The sequence below is a fragment of the Rouxiella sp. S1S-2 genome, assembly GCF_009208105.1.
In the GTDB taxonomy this organism is placed as follows: Bacteria; Pseudomonadota; Gammaproteobacteria; order Enterobacterales; family Enterobacteriaceae; genus Rouxiella.
In genome coordinates, this window is record NZ_WFKL01000001.1 from 47325 (window position 1) to 66301 (window position 18977).

Here is an 18977-nt window from a genome sequence, read left to right on the forward strand (position 1 = left end):
GTTCTTATGAACCAATTGGTTATAGCTTTTATGAGGGAGGCTTTGCAGTGATCTGTACCGCAGGGTAAAGAATTTTAAGCGTGATTGAGAAAATATTTGAGGGGGAAGTAGAAGAGATTAAACAATCAGAAACGATAGAAAACAAAAAGCCCTGCATTTCTGCAGGGCTCTTTATTCGAATTGGTCGGCGAGAGAGGATTCGAACCTCCGACCCACTGGTCCCAAACCAGTTGCGCTACCAAGCTGCGCTACTCGCCGATGTACTGCTTTTACTGTTACTGTTACAACCTGTCTTTCTGGTTACGCTCAGAGCTTTTAAAGTTTTGTGTGGTGCGAAGAGAGGGACTTGAACCCTCACGTCCGTAAGAACACTAACACCTGAAGCTAGCGCGTCTACCAATTCCGCCACCTTCGCACAGTCACAAACTTTACTCTTTACTACTCGCACATTCTTCTTTTAAAGGAAGAAGTGGGGTGGCTAATGGGACTCGAACCCACGACAACTGGAATCACAATCCAGGGCTCTACCAACTGAGCTATAGCCACCATCGTATCTTTACTTCACGTACCGAAACTAACACCGCAACTCTTTGCGCAAAACCGACCGAGGTCAATGGTGCGCCCGACAGGATTCGAACCTGAGACCTCTGCCTCCGGAGGGCAGCGCTCTATCCAGCTGAGCTACGGGCGCTTAGCGCCGTTGCGGGTGGGGATACTACGGCTTAACCGCCATACTGTCTAGTGCTTTTTTTTTAAAAAGTTTCGTTTGGTTACGAATTGCGCATTACGCACTAAAAGTAGGCATATCAACCACCCCACCCCCACTTATTTCCCTAAAAAGACCCTAGTGGCTGTGGCGACTCATCCCCAGAACCCGGTAAATCAGTGAGACGCCCGCGATAAAAATACCGCCAACCAGCAAAGAAATTCGTGTATCCGGGTTAATTGCCATCCCAATTAGCACGCAAATCAGGAAAGCCAGCGTCAAATAGTTGCTGTAAGGGAACAAAATAGATTTAAACGGATGACTTTTCAGCGCCTCGCGATGCGCTTCACGAAAACGCAGTTGACTCACCAGCACCACAAACCACGGCACCATGCCCGGCAATACGCTCGCACTGTAGACATAAACGAACACCTGCTCGGGATTGGGGATCAGGTAATTCAGGGCAGAACCCACCAGCAAGCACAGAATCGTTATCGCGATACCGTAAACCGGCACACCGCTGGCCGAGACTTTCGACAAAAATGCCGGCAATTGACGGTTCTGCGACAGCGCATAGAGCATACGCCCGCAGCTATACATGCCGCTGTTACAGCCGGAAAGCGCCGCGGTCAGCACCACAAAGTTGATAATACCGGCCGCTGCCGTAATCCCAACCTTGGCAAAGGTTAAAACGAACGGGCTGCCGTGGGTGCCCATTTCATTCCACGGGAAGAGAGTAATAATGACAAAAATCGCGCCGACGTAAAAAATCAGAATACGCCACAGGATATTGTTGATTGCCCGTTTAAGCGTGACCTGCGGATTTTTGGCTTCACCGGCGGTGATCCCCACCAGCTCAACGCCCTGATAAGAAGCGACCACAATACAGAGCGCAAACAGGAAACCTTTCCAGCCTCCGGCAAAGAAGCCGCCGTGTACAGTCAGGTTATCGAAACCGATTGCCTGCCCATGATTACCAAAGCCAAAGAAAATAACCGCCAGACCGACGACGATCATCACAATAATGGTGGTGATTTTAATCAGTGCAAACCAGAACTCCATTTCGCCGTAGAGCTTGACCGCCGCCAGGTTAGCAGCAGCTACGATAGCTACGGCTGCCAGCGCGGGTATCCACTGGGGTAGCTCGGGGAACCAGTACTGGGCATAAACGCCGATGGCGGTGATTTCAGAGATACCCACCGCTATCCACATGAACCAATAGCTCCAGGCGGTAAGATAGCCGAAGTAAGGTCCGAGATATTTGTGCGCGTAAACGGCAAACGATCCCGCGACCGGCTCCAGATGCAGCATCTCGCCCATCGAACGCATGATGAAAAAGACAAATACGCCGGCCAGAATATAGGCCAGCAATACAGACGGGCCTGCCCATTTAAGGGTGCTCGCCGCGCCCATAAACAACCCTACGCCGATAGTCCCACCCAAGGCTATCAACTCGATGTGTCGGGCTTCCAACCCTCGGTGGAGCCCCTGCTTCTCTTCGCTACTCGCCATAAGTCCTCTGTTTCTCAAATTGTTGTGTTTGTTCTTTTCCGGGTTTTCCAGAATTTTATTGTTATTTCCCAAGGTTAGGGCAGATAAAACGGCGGTATGTTTCCGTATTTTGCAGTCAGTTGCAAACGGGAATAAGCAAAATAGCGGAGCAGGTCGAAATTTCGGCAGGATGATATTAAGAAAAGCGATCCGGCCTGGGCAACCGCGCAGGCCGGCAGAAGACGTTACAGGCGACGAGTATAAAAATAAAATACGTACTTGAGCAGTTTGAGCTGACGCGGTAACCGGCTGGGCTGCTTAATCAGGCGGTACAGCCATTCCAGCCCGAGCTTTTGCCAGGCCTTGGGCGCACGTTTTACCGCGCCGATAAACACGTCGTAGGTGCCGCCAACGCCCATATAGAGGGCATCGGGATACACTCTGCGGCAGTCGCGCATCAGAATCTCCTGACGCGGCGACCCCATGGCAACCGTGACCACCTTGGCACCGCTGGCCTTTACTCGCTCGAACAGCGCGTCGCGCTCGGCCGGCGTGAAGTAGCCATTTTGGCTGCCAACAATGTTGACGTTCCAACGGCTGCGCAGTTTGGCTTCGGTCTGTGAGAGCACGTCCTGCTGGCCGCCTATCAGAAATACCGGTGTACCCAGCTGTCCGGCGCGCTGCATCAGCGCTTCCCACAGGTCGGCTCCGGCGACCCGCTCAACCTCGGCTTGCGGATACTTACGGCGGATCGACGCCGCAATGCTGACGCCGTCGGCGTACTTGTAATCGGCTTCTTTTATAAGCGCGCGCAGCTGTGCGTCGCGCTCGATAGTCAGCACTTTTTCCGCGTTTATCGCCACCAGAGTGCCCGTTTTTACGCCATCCTCAGACAAGAGATAGTCGCGGAACTGGTCAATATTGCGAAAGCCCCACAGCTCAATGCCGCGAATGGTGTATTTGGGGATAGAAAGAGGATGCATCGTTATCCTTTATCGCGCACGTACTGCTCGGCGGCTGCAGCCGGGTCCAGAGTGGGCAAGCGGCCCGAGCGAATTCGAATGAGTCCGGCCACGTCAAAAAGCCAGTACAGCAGCTTGGCAGCTATCAAGCAGAGGCCAAAAATGACCGCAAAAAATACCACCCGCGAGAAGAACGAATCCAGACCTTCACGCGCCAGCACAATGATATTGAATACCGCACCGAAACAAAAGCTCTGCAAAATCGCTGCCTTATAAGGGTTAACCGCGTTTTTACCCAGCGTGTAGAGCCAGTCGAACCATTTGATAATCAGCCCCACGGCAATGGCGCCGAGCGGGATAAACGCGGCACCGCCCATTACCACCAGTGAGCCAATCAGCGTAGGAGAAATCGCCAGCCCCGAGTGGTTGTCCAGTACTTCCCAGGTGAAATAATTGCCGGTATTCATCACCGCCGAAGGCCTGCCGTGCCAAAGCCAGCTCGGAATGAATACGTAAAAGTCGCGGATAATCGGCATCAATCCCTGGAAGTGAATTTTGTCGTAATTTTGCAGCAGCAGCGCCAGATTTTCCCACGGCGAGAAGGTGTCGCGGGTTAAATACAAGAAGGTATAAAAAGCCTCGGGTCCACTGACGTCGAGGTTATAGCGCTTAAGCGCCAGCCAGAACATACCCAGCACCGCCATTACCCCGGCAATCAGCAGCATCCACAGCGTGATCCAGCCGCGAATAATGCCAATGAATAAAAACAGCGCGAGGGCGATGATGATATTGGCACGCGTGCCGCCGACGACCACGTAAGTCAGCAGTCCAAAAGCAAAGGTAGCGGCCAAAAAGAGTAGCCAGCTGCGGCGGTTCTGCTTGAGGAAATAGACCACCAGCATCGCCGGAATAAAGAAGTAGAAGAAGCGCTTGAGTGCCACGCCCGAGACGTTACTCGAAAATATCTGGCTGTAGGTTGTTAGCTTAAACAGTAAGAAGCCGTTGTGCGCGAAGAACACCCCCAATGTGCCGAAAGCCACCAGTGCCATTAGTATCCAGGTTAAATGCGTTTCAACCCGATTCATGGAGAAAACGTCACGCTGCGGCCCGTCGCGTGCCTTTCTCAATCGCGTTTTATACACCACGTAATAGATGGCGTAGAAACAGGTGGCCGAGAGCATGGCCTGCAGCAGATAAGGTACTGGCACCACGTTGACGTCAAACTGAAACACCAGTACGCAGGTGAGGGGAAAACCAAAATAGAAGGTCAACAAATACAGGATTGAGAAAAACAGGTTGAAGCTGAATCTCACCCGCCGAAACTCAAGGTAAGTCAGGCTCAAAATAAACAGCAGAGAAAGGGCATACACCACACTCAGGCCACCCAATTGCGCCAGACTCATGATGATGCTCCGGCAGCCGTGCGCAATGCCTGCACCCAGCCCTGAATATAGTTCGGGCTAAAGAACTGAATATTCTGGCGGTCGGTGCTCAGCAATTGGCGACGCGCTTCCACCAGCGTGGCGGCATCAAGGGCGTCGTCATAGAACAGCACCGGCAAATTTTGCTCGGCCATGTCCTGCCAGAAAGGATTTTTACGGCTCAGCACGAAGGGTACGCCAAACTGAATCAGCAGGCAAAGCGTGCCAATCCCCTGCTGTCGCTCAAAGATAAAGTAACCCAGCGAGCAGGTTTTCAGCATGTCTAAATAATCAGCAAAGGCCATAGAATCGATCATCAGCTCGACGTTTTCAGCGGGAAATAGCGCCAACGCTTCGCGACGGACCTGCTCAATATAAGGCTGATTATTGGCAGGATAACCCATTGGAATAATCACCTTAACGCCCGCGCCCCACTGCTGATGCAGCGCTTGCAGGGCATCAATGTGACGATTGCTCGGGTCACCCGAGTTACCCACCAGCACGCGCGGCACCCCCTGCGGCAACGGCGTATCAGCGGGCAAGGTCAGCGCAGGGTCCATGCGAGTGGGGAAATAAAGCAGTGAAGACGGCACGCGGGCGTGGCGCTGATGATAAAAAGACAAATCACCGCGAGTGGCAAAAACGTGCCCTATCCGCCCCTGCGCCAGTCGGCGAAGCGAATAAAATATTTTAAACTTCAGACTGCCAGAGGTTTCATACAGATCTGCCCCCCAAATATGCCAAACCACCTGCTGCGCCTTAATTTTGCCACTCAGCAACGCCAGCCAAAGGCCGGGATTAAACTGCCCATGAAAGAAGAAACGACAGTTTTTGTCAGTCTGCGCTTTGGCAATCACCGCCTGCGCCAGCGACTTTTTATCGGCGAGCACCTCCATGTGCAAATGCTTGAACTGCGCTAAGGCGGATGCATCGCGGCTGGCAACCATGAAATTTTGCGCCTGCTCGCGCGGGACGTGAGCGAGCAGCACGTCATTAAAGAAATGCAGCACGGTCAAATTATGATGCGGGATATCAGATCCCAAAACGTGAATCAGCGTTGTCATGCTCGTCTACGGTAGATAACAAAAAGGGTACAGCACAGCGCAAAGTAGATGATGTAAGTGGCCATGTAGGCCTGCGCTGCGCCCAGTGCGCCGTGCATCGGAATAAGCCAATGCGAAAACAGCGTGAGCAGCAGAAACTGGCTGATTTCAGTCAACAAATAAAAGCGCAGCGACGCCTTGGCTATCACCAAATATCCAAAGATATAGGCGCTGACTTTTAACACATCCCCCACCAGCTGCCAGGCAAACAAGTCGCGCATGGCGGTAAACTGGGAAGAAAATAGTAGCCAGATAGCAAAATCGCGCAGCAGCCAAACGGTAAAACTGGCTGCCGCTACCGCCGGAAGCACGAATTTCAGCGCTTTCAGGATCTCTTGGCTTATCTGTTTTTTATCCGTCAGTCGGGCCAGCGTAGGCAAAAGATAAACGCTGAACGAGGCGGTGATAAACTGCAAATAAGCGTCTGAAATACTGCTCACACCCTGCCAAATCCCTACCGCTTCCCAGCCGTCATGCTGGGCCAACAGGTTACGCATCATCACGTAGGCTACCGGCAGAGTGACCGAAGTCATCAGCGCCATCACGGTAAACTTGCCGAACTGGCGGGCCAATGGCCGGTCCCAGCGCAGCGCCAGAGCACTGAAGGTTAAGTTGCGACGACGCAGCAGCATTATCGCCGCAGGCCCCACGACCAGCGCGGGCACCAGCGCAAATCCCACCAGCGCACCCGCATAGCCGCCAAGCATAAAGCAGGCGTAATAGGCCAGCAGGCCAATCAGACTGCCGCCGATCACCGCCAAGGCATTGCCCTGCGCGTCGCGATAACCTTTTAAAATAGCCTGAAACAGGTTGGCATAGGCAATGCCCATTTGAATCAGTGCCACTGCCCGCACCACCGATTGATACTCGGCGTGGCCAAACAGCGCGACGCTCAACGGTTGAGCGGCAACCAAAAAAATCAACGCCAGCGCAGTAGAGAAAACAAGAATCAGGGTTGAGGCGGTGCCCAATACGGCTTTTAGCCGCTCGGCGTCGTCTTGGTTTTCGGCGACGTATTTGGTGACGCCGTTAAAAATTCCGGCACCCGAAAGCACGCCAAGTACGGTGATCAGCTGCCGAAAGTTACCGGCCTGCCCAACGCCAGCTGGCCCAAACGCTACAGCAAGCAGCTTGATAACCACCAGCCCAGCACCAATTTTAATCAGCGTCGAGGCGGCAGTCCAGATTGAAGCCTTGGCTAACGACATATCAGGCGAAGAAGCTCTGCAGGGTTGAAATTACCGCCTGCTGCATCGCATTGCTCATGTTGTAGAACAGCGGTAAACGCACCAGCTTGCCGCTTTCTTCCGTGGTATGCACGTCTTCACCGAAGAAATAGCCATATTTTTCACCCGCCGTCGAAGAGTGCAAGGGAATGTAGTGGAAAACGGTGAGGATCTCGGCCTCTTTCATATAGGCAATAAGGGCATCACGTTTTTCACTGGTTTCAAACTTGATATAAAACATGTGCGCATTGTGCACACAGCCCGGCGCAAGGGTCGGCAGCACCAGTTGGCCTTTCTCCTGCAACGGTTTCAACGCTTTATAGTAGTTGTTCCACAACGCCAGACGGCGGTTGTTAATCTCCTGCGCCGCTTCGAGTTGGGCCCATAAATAGGCCGCCTGCAAATCGGCCATTAAATAGCTGGAGCCGATATCATGCCAGCTGTATTTATCAACCTGCCCGCGGAAGAACTGGCTGCGGTTGGTGCCTTTTTCACGAATAATTTCGGCGCGTTCGATAAGTTCGGGGCTGTTAATCAGCGTCGCGCCCCCTTCCCCACCGGCGGTGTAGTTTTTAGTTTCGTGAAAACTAAAGCAGCCGATGTGGCCGATGGTGCCTAGCGCGCGGCCTTTATAGGTCGACATCACGCCCTGTGCGGCGTCTTCAACCACAAACAGGCCGTGCTTCTCGGCCAGCGCCATGATGACGTCCATCTCGCAGGCCACGCCCGCGTAGTGAACCGGCACAATCGCCCGCGTTTTATCGGTAATGGCCGCTTCAATGAGCGTCTCGTCAATGTTCATAGTGTCGGGACGAATATCGACGAAGACAATACGCGCGCCGCGCAGCACAAAGGCGTTGGCGGTCGATACAAAGGTATAGCTCGGCATAATCACTTCGTCGCCGGCTTTGATATCCAGCAAAATAGCGGCCATTTCGAGCGACGCGGTACACGAAGGGGTCAGTAACACCTTCGGACAGCGAAAGTTCTTTTCAAACCACTGCTGGCAGCGTCGGGTAAATCCACCGTCACCGCAAAGCTTGCCGCTGCCCATCGCAGACTGCATGTACTCGAGTTCTGTGCCAACAATTGGCGGGGAGTTAAAGGGGATCATAAAATTACCTGTACAGCCAATAGGCCGAATGAGACAGAACACCGCCGCTGGCGCGATAAAGATTGAGCGCCGCGATGTTTCCGGTTTGAGTCGCAATGTTCAGTTTTTCGATACCGCGCTCGGCACACCAGTGCCTGGCCGCGTTAATAAGCTGTTTGCCTACGCCGCGCCCGGTCGCCTGCGGCTCAACGGCCAGTAACCCCACTCTGGCGACCAGAGGCTCGACGGGGCGCAGGGTGATGAAGCCAAGCAGATGGCCTTCGGAGTCGTTAAGCGTCAAGCAGTGGGTGTCAAAGGTACCGAGAATCGCTTTTTCCGCCCACAGCGCATAGAAACGGCCCGAATCTCTGGCCTGATACCACGGCGCGCGAAAGCGGCTGAGTTGAAAAGCACTGCCCGCCAACAAACTTACCCGAGCGATATCGCGCTCGCAGGCAAGCTGGTGCTGACTGGGGGCTAACCCAGCGGCGTTCACCTCGAGCGAAAAATCAATCTCACCTTCAACCAGATGAAACCCGAGTTGATAAAGTGCATCCAGCGTGTCGGTCTGGTCGGCGGATACTTTAACCTGCACCAGCGGATAGGCGCTCAGCGCGCTTCGCGTGACGGGATGCGCCGCCGGATCCAGCGTCAGTTTGGCACTTGGCCGGAAGAAAAAATCACTTTCCCACTGCAAATATTCAAGATGCCCGCGAATAAGATTATCGTTCATTTTTCCCCCAGCGCCTTAAGGTCATACTACGAAGGACTTAGCGCCACACGCCTTTAGTATCGACCACCCAGCGTTGCTTTATTTGCTGTCCAGGGATCAGTTTAAACGCCGTGTGGTCAACGAGCATCACTATCACGTCGGCCTGCTCTAGCGCCAGTCCGAGTTCGCACAGTTGGACTTTTTTCTCAAGACTGGCAGGCAGGTTTTCGACGTTGGGTTCCACAGCCCAGGTCTCTCCCGCATGCCAGTCGGCAATCAGTTGTGTGACATGCACGGCCGGACTTTCACGCAGGTCATCAATATTGGGTTTAAACGCCAGTCCAAAGCAGGCAATTTTCACCTCGGCGGCACGTTTGCCCGTCGCGGTCAGGCAGTCGGCAACCGCCGCTTTGACTTTATCAACCACCCACAGCGGCTTACTGTCATTAACCTCGCGCGCAGTGCGAATAAGACGAGCCAAATCAGGATGCTGTGACACGATAAACCACGGATCGACGGCGATACAGTGCCCACCAACCCCGGGACCCGGTTGCAATATATTGACGCGCGGATGCCGATTGGCCAGGCGGATAAGCTCCCAGACGTCGATACCCTGCTCATCACAAATCAACGACAGCTCATTGGCAAAGGCAATATTCACATCGCGAAAACTGTTTTCGGTGAGCTTGCACATCTCGGCGGTACGACTGTTGGTGGTCACACATTCGCCAAGCAGAAAAATATTATACAACTCACTGGCCCGCACCGAGCATCGCGGCGTCATACCGCCGATCACCCGATCGTTTTTAATCAGTTCAACCATCACTTTGCCCGGCAGCACGCGCTCTGGGCAATAGGCAATATTGATATCTGGTGCCGTTGTATCCTGTTGCGGAAAGCGCAGATCGGGGCGCAGCGCCGCCAGCCACTCGGCCATTCGCTCGGTGGCGCCTACCGGGGAGGTCGATTCAAGAATAATCAAATCGCCTTTTTTTAGCACCGGTGCCAGTGAGGTTACCGCTTTTTCGACAAAAACCATGTCAGGCTGATGACCTTCACTGAACGGCGTCGGTACCGCAATGAGGAAGGCATCGGCGGGCTCCGGTGCAGTTACTGCGCGAAGATAGCCTACTTCAACGGCATTTTTGACCAACTCCTCAAGATCCGGCTCGATGATGTGCACGCCGCCGCGGTTAATGATGTCGACCGCACGCGGGTTAATGTCTACGCCAATCACTTTTTTATGGCGTGAGGCGAAGGCGGCGGCCGTTGGCAGGCCAATGTAACCTAACCCAATCACAGAAATAGTGTTAAAAGCGCAGTCTCTTTCAGCAAGTTCTTCGTTTGCAGCGGTCATGGTGTCACTCTATTTTTATTCAGCGCAGCCAGGATGCAGCCACAGGCATGCCCATCACCGTAAGGATTGTGCGCCCGGCTCATTTTTTGATAGGCACCCGCATCGTTCAACAACTGAGACACCTCATTGACGATAGTCGCCGTATTCGTACCCACCAGCTTGACCGTTCCCGCCGCAAGCGCTTCCGGCCTTTCCGTGGTATCACGCATGACCAGAACCGGTTTACCCAGCGAAGGCGCTTCTTCCTGAATGCCGCCAGAGTCGGTGAGGATCAGATAGGCTTTATCCATTAAATAGACGAAGGGCAGATAGTCCTGAGGCTCAATCAAAATAACGTTGTCGATACCCTGCAAAATACGGTTTACCGGCTCGCTCACCTGGGGGTTCAAGTGAACCGGATAAAGGATTTGCACGTCGGGGTTCTGCTTGGCTATTTGCGCCAGCGCGCTGCAAATCCGTTCAAAGCCGCCGCCAAAGCTCTCGCGGCGATGGCCTGTGACCAGAATCAGCTTCTTGTTAGCATCGATAAAACGATAACGTTGGGCAATTTCTTCTGCACGATCCGGTGAGTCGGTGAATAATTTACGCACGCTCAGTAGTGCATCGATCACCGTATTACCGGTAACGATGATTCGGGCGTCTTCGATGCCCTCACGGAGCAAATTGCTGCGGGCGGTTTCCGTCGGGGCAAAATGCCAGTTTGCCAGATGCCCGGTCAGGCGGCGATTGCCCTCCTCCGGCCACGGAGACAGTAAATATCCCGTGCGCAAGCCTGCTTCAACGTGACCAATCGGGATCTGCTGATAAAAGGCGGCCAGACTGGCAGAAAGCGCCGTCGTGGTATCGCCGTGCACCAGCACGACGTCGGGTTTGAATTCTTCAAGTACCGGTTTCAAGCCCTGCAGAATGCGAATGGTAATTTCCGTCAGGTCCTGTCCGGGTTTCATGATATCGAGATCATAATCCGGCTTGATAGAGAACAGGTGTAAAACCTGATCCAACATTTCACGGTGCTGTGCCGTTACGCAGACTTTTGAAACAAAGGCATCGTCCTTAGCCAAAGCATGAACCAGAGGAGCCATTTTTATTGCTTCCGGCCTTGTACCGAAAATCGTTAGTACTTTCACAGAGGCATTCTCTTTTTTATAGGCGCACTTTATTAGGCGCATAGCGTTGACGACTGAACGGGCGCAAATTCAGCGTCCGAATATACATCGCTATCTTTTTATCGTTATTTATTTGATGACGCGACGCCGTGCGAGTGCAACACCTGCACCGATTAATCCACCCACCATCCCCCACATGATACTGAGCAGAACGCGACGCGGACTGTCACGTTTCACCGGCTCTTCTGGGGTACGCAGGTAGCGATATGTCTGGAATTTGGCATTTAATACCGGCCCAACATTAAGCGTAGCTAACATCGCTTTATTTTGATCGTAGTCGATATCAAAACTCGGGCCCGAGGCCTGCAGCAGCTTCAGCCGTGCCTGCAGCATCGGCGTGCCGAGCAGAAACATGTCAGAATCAGGCAGGCTGTCCGGCGTGGCCTGCGTCATGCTGTGGTCGATGTTTTGTTGTTGCGCAATGTTTAGCGCCTGCTGCGTGTTGTTGAGCTCGCGGCTGTAAATAGCATTGGCGACTGCCTCCTGACGTTTAACCTGCGCCTTCATCGACTGCGCGCGCGTTGCCCAGGCTCCCTGAATTTCATCATAGAGGTTTGAAGCCGCACGGGCACTGGCAAAGTTAACGTACTGACGCAGCAGTTTATTCGCGTCGGCGGCACTCTCTGCGGTCAGTTTCACACTGTCATTAGGCACTTTTTTATCATCTCGCGGGGCAAACTGAATGGCGGCGATCAGTTTGTCGAGCAACACCGCATTTTCGCCGGCATTAGCCGTTTTTCGCTGGGTGTAATAAGGATTATCGAGCCAAAAATCACGGCGCGTATCGTAGGCGGCCAATTGCATGATGAATTCACTGTATGCACCGTCAGAAATGGATGACTGATCCCCCGCCGGTGTAAACGTATTTTTGGCGTCCAGATTGCGCAGGAATTGTTCCTGAGAGAAGTATGACGCCAGGTTATTCACCGTAGGTTTATCGGTTACCGCTGTCGTGCTCCACTGCTGAGTCATCAACAAAGAAACCAGCAGCGCCACGATGGCAAAACCAAGACCAAGGCCGATAATCCACAGTTTTCCCTGCCACAAGGTTCGGCACAGACCACGGATATCCAGCTCATTATCAATGGCGAGTTCATTCCTTGTAAACATCGTCTCTGACTTCATTATTCTCACCAATCTTTTAATTAATTCGTCACGCCACTGTACGATAACACATTGTTATTAATGACTATTGCAAGCGACTGGTCGTATTGAGAGTAAGGGCTAACTGGCCGAGTGGCGGCGCAGTCTTCGTTTAACTCGTTTGATAAAACGCGCCACACGCCACGCACGTTTTATACAATAACCGTAGAGCATAAATGCGACAAAGAATAAGCCCAGCATCAGCCATTCAGGAAACTGCAGATGTTCGCCAATGACGCCGATGGCAGCCAGCACGGCGGCCGCCAAAGTAATCAGCACAAAGGCCTGCCGCGAGGAGAACCCGGCGCGCATGATCAAATGGTGTATATGCTGGCGATCTGCGGAAAACGGACTCATGCCTTTACGCAGACGACGGTACATGATGGCAATCATGTCCATCAGTGGAATGGCAATCAGCCACAGCGCCGTTACCGGCGTCATCGGAGGATGGGCAAAAGGGCGAGTGGTTTGAGTACACTGCAGCAGTATCCAGATCACTGTAAAGCCGATTAGTGTACTGCCCGCATCGCCCATAAAGACCTTATAACGACGGCCAAAGGCGCCAAGATTTAGCAGCACGTAAGGGATAATGGCGGCAATCATCGCGAAGCACCACAGGGCCAGCGCGTCGTTGCCTGAATAGAGCATCACGATGCCCATTGAGCCAAAAGTGACGCAGGATAAACCGCCCAGTAGGCCGTCAATGCCGTCAACCATGTTAAAGGCGTTGATAGAGGCCCACACGGCAAACAGGGTAACCAGATAACCAAATGGACCCAAGACCATCTGCCAAGGGCCAATAATCCTGCCGAGGTCGTGTAAAACCATGCCGCCTTCAACCATCATTACCACGGCAACCAGCGCCTGAACGCAGGCGCGGAACTTCACACTGATATCGAATTTATCGTCTAGGGCACCGATAAAAACCAGCAGGCCCGCACAGGCAAGATAAAGAAGATTATGGGGTACGGTGGAATGACTAATATAAAAGGTGAAGCAGACCCCTGCGTATACAGAGATGCCACCAACCAGGGGGATTAATCCTTGATGGCGTTTACGGAAGTCAGGTTTATCAACTAATCCAATTTTTTTGGCAACTTTACGGGCCAAAAACAAGAAGACAAATGAAAACAATAAGATAGCTACAAGCTCAGTACTCATAGTGAGTAAATTCACAGTTAACACGTCTCTGCATTAAAATAAATCTGCATAAATTGATAGGGCAGCTTGGTCTTAAATCTGGCAACAGCCATACCACCACGCGGTTTTGTAGTCATATCCTATGATGACGATTCGGATTTTATAAAATCTTTTAACGTACTCCGAAGGATCCTTCCTGCCCGCTAACTCAGAGATAAAGTAATAAATGGCACCCATCCTGGGTATCCGGTGTTATCTGAATCTGATGCCGACGCGTAATATCACTACATATCGTAGCGACCAAAAGCAGAAAACGCCACGTCTTCACGTAGCGTTTTAACACATTTACGTTCTACTCTGCATTTTCGCGCATTTGCAGCCTGGGCTGCAGCACTCATGCTTAGAGTACGCCGGTTTTTTTGAAGCTCAAGCTTCCTTCAAACCGGCATTGATGAATTATGAACGTTTCATCATATCGAAGAACTCATCGTTGGTTTTGGTCATGGCCAACTTGTTGATGAGGAATTCCATTGCGTCGATTTCGCCCATTGGGTGAATGATCTTGCGCAGGATCCACATCTTTTGCAGTTCTTCGGAGGTGGTAAGCAGCTCTTCTTTACGGGTACCTGAACGGTTGTAGTCGATAGCCGGGAATACGCGTTTCTCGGCGATTTTGCGCGCGAGATGCAGTTCCATGTTACCTGTACCTTTAAATTCTTCGTAAATCACTTCATCCATCTTCGAACCGGTATCAACCAGCGCGGTAGCGATGATAGTCAGGCTGCCACCCTCTTCAACGTTACGTGCCGCACCGAAGAAGCGTTTTGGACGATGCAGGGCGTTGGCGTCAACACCACCGGTCAACACTTTACCTGATGCAGGAACCACGGTGTTGTACGCACGGGCCAAACGGGTGATGGAGTCGAGAAGGATGATAACGTCTTTCTTGTGCTCAACCAGGCGCTTGGCTTTTTCGATGACCATTTCGGCAACTTGAACGTGACGGGATGCAGGTTCGTCGAAGGTTGAAGCAATAACTTCACCTTTAACCAGACGCTGCATCTCGGTCACTTCTTCCGGACGTTCGTCGATCAACAGCACCATCAGCACGCAGTCTGGGTGGTTGTAGGCGATGCTGGTTGCAATATTTTGCAGCAGCATCGTTTTACCGGCTTTCGGCGGTGCGACGATCAGGCCTCGCTGACCACGACCGATAGGCGATGCCAGATCGAGTACGCGAGCGGTCAAGTCTTCGGTAGAACCGTTACCGCGTTCCATACGCAAACGTGAGTTAGCGTGCAGTGGGGTCAAGTTCTCGAACAAGATTTTGTTACGGGCGTTTTCGGGTTTGTCGTAGTTAACTTCATTAACTTTCAACAGGGCAAAATAGCGCTCGCCTTCTTTCGGCGGACGTATTTTACCGGAAATGGTGTCACCGGTACGAAGATTGAAGCGGCGAATTTGGCTGGGAGAAACGTAAATATCATCAGGACCGGCGAGGTAGGAGCTGTCTCCAGAACGGAGGAAACCAAATCCGTCCTGCAGTATCTCCAGAACACCGTCACCGAAGATATCTTCTCCGCTCTTGGCGTGCTGCTTCAGTATTGAAAAAATGATGTCTTGCTTACGCATGCGGGCCTGGTTTTCCAGTCCCATATTTTCGCCGAGTGTAATCAGGTCAGAAACCGGCGTATTCTTTAATTCGGTAAGATTCATAATGGTGGGTTCTTAAACTCGGGGTGTATCTCGAAAATCTGTCGTGAATGGGGATGGCAAGGACATCCATGCCAGCTTAAATTACTTTAGGGTAGAGACTCTCAATTTGCAGCTTCTGATGACAGATCGTGGGCAAGGCTCGCGAACTATTTCTTGAAAGAGGGCAGACTTAAATTGAAGGTATCTCAAAGCCGATTTTTAAAACCGTTAGATTGTCAAAGCACATCGCCATTACACCTGTTTTTCAACAAGTCGTTTTCTACGCAGGCAGTTTTTATCAAAGCAACTTTAATAGGCAGATGTTTTCGACACAGAGTAAAACGCTAGAATCAAACTACAGGTAAGCTTAAATATGCAGTAAGCGTAAACTTAGCACGCTTCTTTGCAGGCGTCTAGCGGTCAGTGTGAAAAACACACGCTCCCCGCCAAACGCCTGATTTAGGTCTTTCAAATCTATTACAGATTTGCGTTCAGGAATTCTTTCAACTGACCTTTAGACAGTGCGCCGACTTTCGTTGCCGCCACTTCGCCGCCTTTGAAAAGCAGTAAAGTTGGGATGCCGCGAATGCCGTATTTTGGCGCGGTGCCCGGGTTTTCATCGATGTTCAGCTTGGCAACAGTCAGTTTGCCTTCGAACTCGGTGGCAATTTCATCGAGGATCGGAGCAATCATCTTGCAAGGACCACACCATTCTGCCCAAAAATCGACCAGCACCAATCCCTCGGCTTTCAGTACGTCTTTGTCGAAACTGTCATCAGAAAGGTGAATAATTTTATCGCTCATGTTCAACTCCAAAGGATTATCTTTACCTTGTTGATGTAGCATTAACCAACAGTAGGTTGACTGTATTTCACTATGTTTATTTCAACGGATATGCTTTCGTAAAGCAATAGTTAGCTGATATTCTACCACACTATGAGCAAAACACACTTAACTGAACAGAAGTTTTCCGACTTCGCCCTGCACCCGCTGGCAGTCGAAGCCCTTGAAAAGAAAGGGTTTCATTACTGCACGCCTATCCAGGCACTTGCATTGCCTATCACGCTCTCAGGACGTGATGTTGCAGGTCAGGCGCAAACCGGAACCGGCAAGACGCTGGCTTTTTTAGCGTCTACTTTCCATTATCTGCTTTCTAACCCTGCTGCTGAGGGTCGTCAGACCAATCAGCCGCGTGCTTTAATTATGGCACCGACGCGGGAATTGGCAGTACAAATTCATTCAGATGCCGAAGCGTTATCTGAATCAACCGGACTGAAACTCGGTCTGGCCTACGGTGGCGACGGCTACGACAAACAGCTTAAAGTGCTGGAAAGTGGCGTTGATATCCTGATCGGCACGACTGGCCGGTTAATCGATTACGTAAAACAGAACCATGTTAATCTGGGTGCAATCCAGGTCGTGGTGCTGGATGAAGCCGACCGCATGTTCGATCTGGGCTTTATCAAAGACATTCGCTGGCTGTTCCGTCGCATGCCTCCTGCGACTCAACGCCTGAACATGCTGTTCTCCGCGACGCTTTCATACCGCGTTAAAGAGCTGGCGTTTGAAAACATGAACAACGCCGAGTCGATTGAAATCGAACCGGAACAAAAAACGGGTCACCGTATTCAGGAAGAACTTTTCTATCCTTCTAACGAAGAGAAAATGCGTTTGTTGCAAACGCTTATAGAAGAAGAGTGGCCTGACCGTTGTATTATTTTCGCCAATACTAAACACCGCTGTGAAGATGTCTGGGGCCATTTGGCCGCTGACGGACACCGCGTTGGCCTGCTGACCGGCGATGTCGCACAGAAAAAACGCCTGCGCGTACTCGAAGATTTCACCAAGGGTGATATCGATATTCTGGTCGCCACCGACGTAGCCGCACGTGGTTTGCATATTCCAGCCGTAACGCACGTCTTTAACTATGACCTGCCTGACGACTGCGAAGACTATGTTCACCGCATTGGTCGTACCGGTCGTGCTGGCCTTAGCGGTCACTCAATCAGCCTGGCCTGTGAAGAATATGCCCTGAATCTGCCGGCCATCGAAACCTACACCGGTCACAGTATTCCCGTCAGCAAATACAATAGCGATGCATTACTGACTGAATTGCCTGCGCCGAAACGCCTTGCACGTACCCGCAACGGTAACGGCCCACGCCGTAATTCATCATCATCATCACGACGCGGTGGTAGTGCACCACGTAACAACCGCAAACGTTCGGGCTAAAATTATGCTGAGCTCCACCTCACTTTATGCAGCGATCGATCTGGGTTCCAACAGCTTCCATATGTTGGTGGTCCGTGAGGTGGCAGGCAGTATTCAAACGCTGGCGAAAATTAAGCGCAAAGTGCGTTTGGCTGCCGGTCTTGATAAAAATAACCATCTCTCGGCTGAAGCTATGCAGAGAGGGTGGCAATGCCTGAAATTATTTTCTGAACGTCTGCAGGATATTCCCCGCGAGCAAATACGCGTGGTTGCTACGGCGACACTGCGCCTGGCCAAGAATGCCGACGAGTTTCTACAGGTGGCCGAAACCATTCTCGGTTGTCGTATACAGGTCATCACCGGCGAAGAAGAAGCGCGGCTGATTTACCACGGCGTTGCTCACACTACCGGCGGACCCGATCAGCGACTGGTCGTGGATATCGGCGGTGGCAGCACCGAACTGGTAACCGGCTCAGGTGCGCAGGCCAATACACTGTTTAGCCTGTCAATGGGCTGCGTGACCTGGCTTGAGCGTTATTTCGCCGACCGAAGTCTGGCGAAAGAGAATTTCGAACAGGCCGAGCAGGCTGCCGTTGAAATGATAACCCCTATAGCACCCGAGTTGCTGGCAAATGGCTGGCAAATTTGCGTAGGTGCTTCGGGCACCGTTCAGGCGCTGCAGGAAATCATGGTGGCGCAGGGCATGGACGAGCGTATCACGCTGGCGAAGCTGCAACAGCTCAAGCAGCGTGCTATTCAGTGCGGCAAGCTTGAAGAGCTTGAAATTGAAGGCCTGACGCTGGAACGTGCGCTGGTGTTCCCGAGCGGTTTGTCGATTCTTATCGCCATCTTTAAAACGCTGCATATCGAGTCGATGATGCTGGCAGGCGGCGCACTGCGAGAGGGCCTGGTCTATGGCATGCTGCATCTGCCGGTCGAACAGGACATTCGTCAACGCACGCTTCACAACCTGCAACGTCGTTATCTGCTCGACGTGGAGCAGGCAAAACGCGTAGCAACGCTTGCCGAAAACTTTTCGATTCAAGTTTCCAACGTCTGGCAGCTGGATGCACGCGCACGCGAATTGCTGACCAGCGCCTGTCTTATCCACGAAATTGGGTTGAGTGTCGATTTTAAACAGGCGCAGAACCATGCGGCCTATCTGATTCGTCATCTTGATTTACCGGGTTTCACGCCGGCACAGAAAAAACTGTTGGCCACGCTGCTGCAAAACCAGAGTAACAACCTGGATTTGGCGCTGCTCAATCAGCAAAATGCCCTGCCGCCACGTCAGGCGGAACGTTTATGCCGCATCATGCGGCTGGCGATCATTTTCGCCAGCCGTCGCCGTGACGACACACTGCCTGCGGTTCGCCTGCGGGCCAATGATGATGAACTCAACGTCTTAGTGCCGAATGGATGGCTCGAACAGCATCCGCTGCGCGCTGAGGAGTTGGAGCAGGAAAGCCATTGGCAAAGTTATGTCCATTGGCCACTTTACGTTGAAGAAGCCAGCAAATAGCCGACGTTCGTGTCAAGTAAAGCAATACA

15 protein-coding genes and 4 tRNA genes are annotated in these 18977 nt (G+C 52.2%); 2 read left to right on the forward strand and 17 right to left on the reverse strand.

What is annotated here, in order from left to right; translation table 11 throughout:
* Nucleotides 1-181: 181 nt before the first annotated feature.
* The 17 genes from GA565_RS00215 to trxA form a co-directional block, all read right to left on the reverse strand.
* Nucleotides 182-258, reverse strand: a tRNA-Pro gene (locus tag GA565_RS00215).
* A 70-nt stretch (nt 259-328) separates the two neighbouring features.
* Nucleotides 329-415 (reverse strand) — tRNA-Leu (locus tag GA565_RS00220).
* 55 nt (nt 416-470) lie between these two features.
* A tRNA-His gene (locus tag GA565_RS00225) sits at nt 471-546 on the reverse strand.
* 68 nt (nt 547-614) lie between these two features.
* Nucleotides 615-691 (reverse strand) — tRNA-Arg (locus GA565_RS00230).
* Nucleotides 692-844: 153 nt separating this feature from the next.
* A complete protein-coding gene (locus GA565_RS00235) occupies nt 845-2218 on the reverse strand; it encodes an amino acid permease (protein ID WP_152196915.1) in 1374 nt (457 codons plus the stop codon).
* A gap of 224 nt (nt 2219-2442) precedes the next feature.
* Complete coding sequence (gene wecG, locus GA565_RS00240; RefSeq protein ID WP_152196916.1) at nt 2443-3180, reverse strand: lipopolysaccharide N-acetylmannosaminouronosyltransferase; 738 nt, start codon at nt 3178-3180, stop codon at nt 2443-2445.
* A 2-nt stretch (nt 3181-3182) separates the two neighbouring features.
* Nucleotides 3183-4562 (reverse strand): ECA oligosaccharide polymerase, encoded by a 1380-nt coding sequence (gene wzyE, locus GA565_RS00245; protein ID WP_152196917.1) that lies wholly within the window; start codon nt 4560-4562, stop codon nt 3183-3185.
* The gene (locus tag GA565_RS00250) at nt 4559-5644 is read right to left on the reverse strand and encodes a TDP-N-acetylfucosamine:lipid II N-acetylfucosaminyltransferase (RefSeq protein WP_152196918.1); all 1086 of its coding nucleotides are present in this window, start codon (nt 5642-5644) and stop codon (nt 4559-4561) included. The genes wzyE and GA565_RS00250 overlap by 4 nt, the downstream gene beginning before the upstream one ends.
* Nucleotides 5641-6891, reverse strand: a complete 1251-nt coding sequence (gene wzxE / locus GA565_RS00255) for a lipid III flippase WzxE (RefSeq protein ID WP_152196919.1) — start codon at nt 6889-6891, stop codon at nt 5641-5643. The genes GA565_RS00250 and wzxE overlap by 4 nt, the downstream gene beginning before the upstream one ends.
* A 1-nt stretch (nt 6892) precedes the next feature.
* Nucleotides 6893-8023, reverse strand: a complete 1131-nt coding sequence (gene rffA, locus GA565_RS00260) for a dTDP-4-amino-4,6-dideoxygalactose transaminase (protein WP_152196920.1) — start codon at nt 8021-8023, stop codon at nt 6893-6895.
* A 4-nt stretch (nt 8024-8027) separates the two neighbouring features.
* The gene (gene rffC, locus GA565_RS00265; protein ID WP_152196921.1) at nt 8028-8735 is read right to left on the reverse strand and encodes a dTDP-4-amino-4,6-dideoxy-D-galactose acyltransferase; all 708 of its coding nucleotides are present in this window, start codon (nt 8733-8735) and stop codon (nt 8028-8030) included.
* A 37-nt stretch (nt 8736-8772) separates the two neighbouring features.
* Nucleotides 8773-10071, reverse strand: a complete 1299-nt coding sequence (gene wecC / locus GA565_RS00270) for a UDP-N-acetyl-D-mannosamine dehydrogenase (RefSeq protein WP_152196922.1) — start codon at nt 10069-10071, stop codon at nt 8773-8775.
* On the reverse strand, nt 10068-11198 hold the full coding sequence (gene wecB / locus GA565_RS00275; protein WP_152196923.1) for a non-hydrolyzing UDP-N-acetylglucosamine 2-epimerase: 1131 nt from the start codon (nt 11196-11198) through the stop codon (nt 10068-10070). The genes wecC and wecB overlap by 4 nt, the downstream gene beginning before the upstream one ends.
* Before the next feature lie 108 nt (nt 11199-11306).
* Nucleotides 11307-12362, reverse strand: a complete 1056-nt coding sequence (wzzE, locus tag GA565_RS00280; protein WP_370518004.1) for an ECA polysaccharide chain length modulation protein — start codon at nt 12360-12362, stop codon at nt 11307-11309.
* A 99-nt stretch (nt 12363-12461) separates the two neighbouring features.
* Nucleotides 12462-13556, reverse strand: coding sequence for a UDP-N-acetylglucosamine--undecaprenyl-phosphate N-acetylglucosaminephosphotransferase (gene wecA, locus GA565_RS00285; RefSeq protein ID WP_055773383.1), 1095 nt, complete (start codon nt 13554-13556; stop codon nt 12462-12464).
* Between the two features lie 420 nt (nt 13557-13976).
* The gene (gene rho / locus GA565_RS00290; protein WP_055773386.1) at nt 13977-15236 is read right to left on the reverse strand and encodes a transcription termination factor Rho; all 1260 of its coding nucleotides are present in this window, start codon (nt 15234-15236) and stop codon (nt 13977-13979) included.
* Between the two features lie 456 nt (nt 15237-15692).
* Entirely contained in the window at nt 15693-16019 is a 327-nt protein-coding gene (trxA, locus tag GA565_RS00295; RefSeq protein WP_152196925.1) for a thioredoxin TrxA, read from the reverse strand.
* Nucleotides 16020-16151: 132 nt separating this feature from the next.
* On the opposite strand from trxA, the gene rhlB reads away from it, so the two are divergent.
* Nucleotides 16152-17447 (forward strand): ATP-dependent RNA helicase RhlB, encoded by a 1296-nt coding sequence (gene rhlB / locus GA565_RS00300; RefSeq protein WP_055773390.1) that lies wholly within the window; start codon nt 16152-16154, stop codon nt 17445-17447.
* 4 nt (nt 17448-17451) lie between these two features.
* On the forward strand, nt 17452-18948 hold the full coding sequence (gene gppA / locus GA565_RS00305) for a guanosine-5'-triphosphate,3'-diphosphate diphosphatase (protein WP_193311861.1): 1497 nt from the start codon (nt 17452-17454) through the stop codon (nt 18946-18948).
* The last annotated feature ends 29 nt before the right edge of the window (nt 18949-18977 follow it).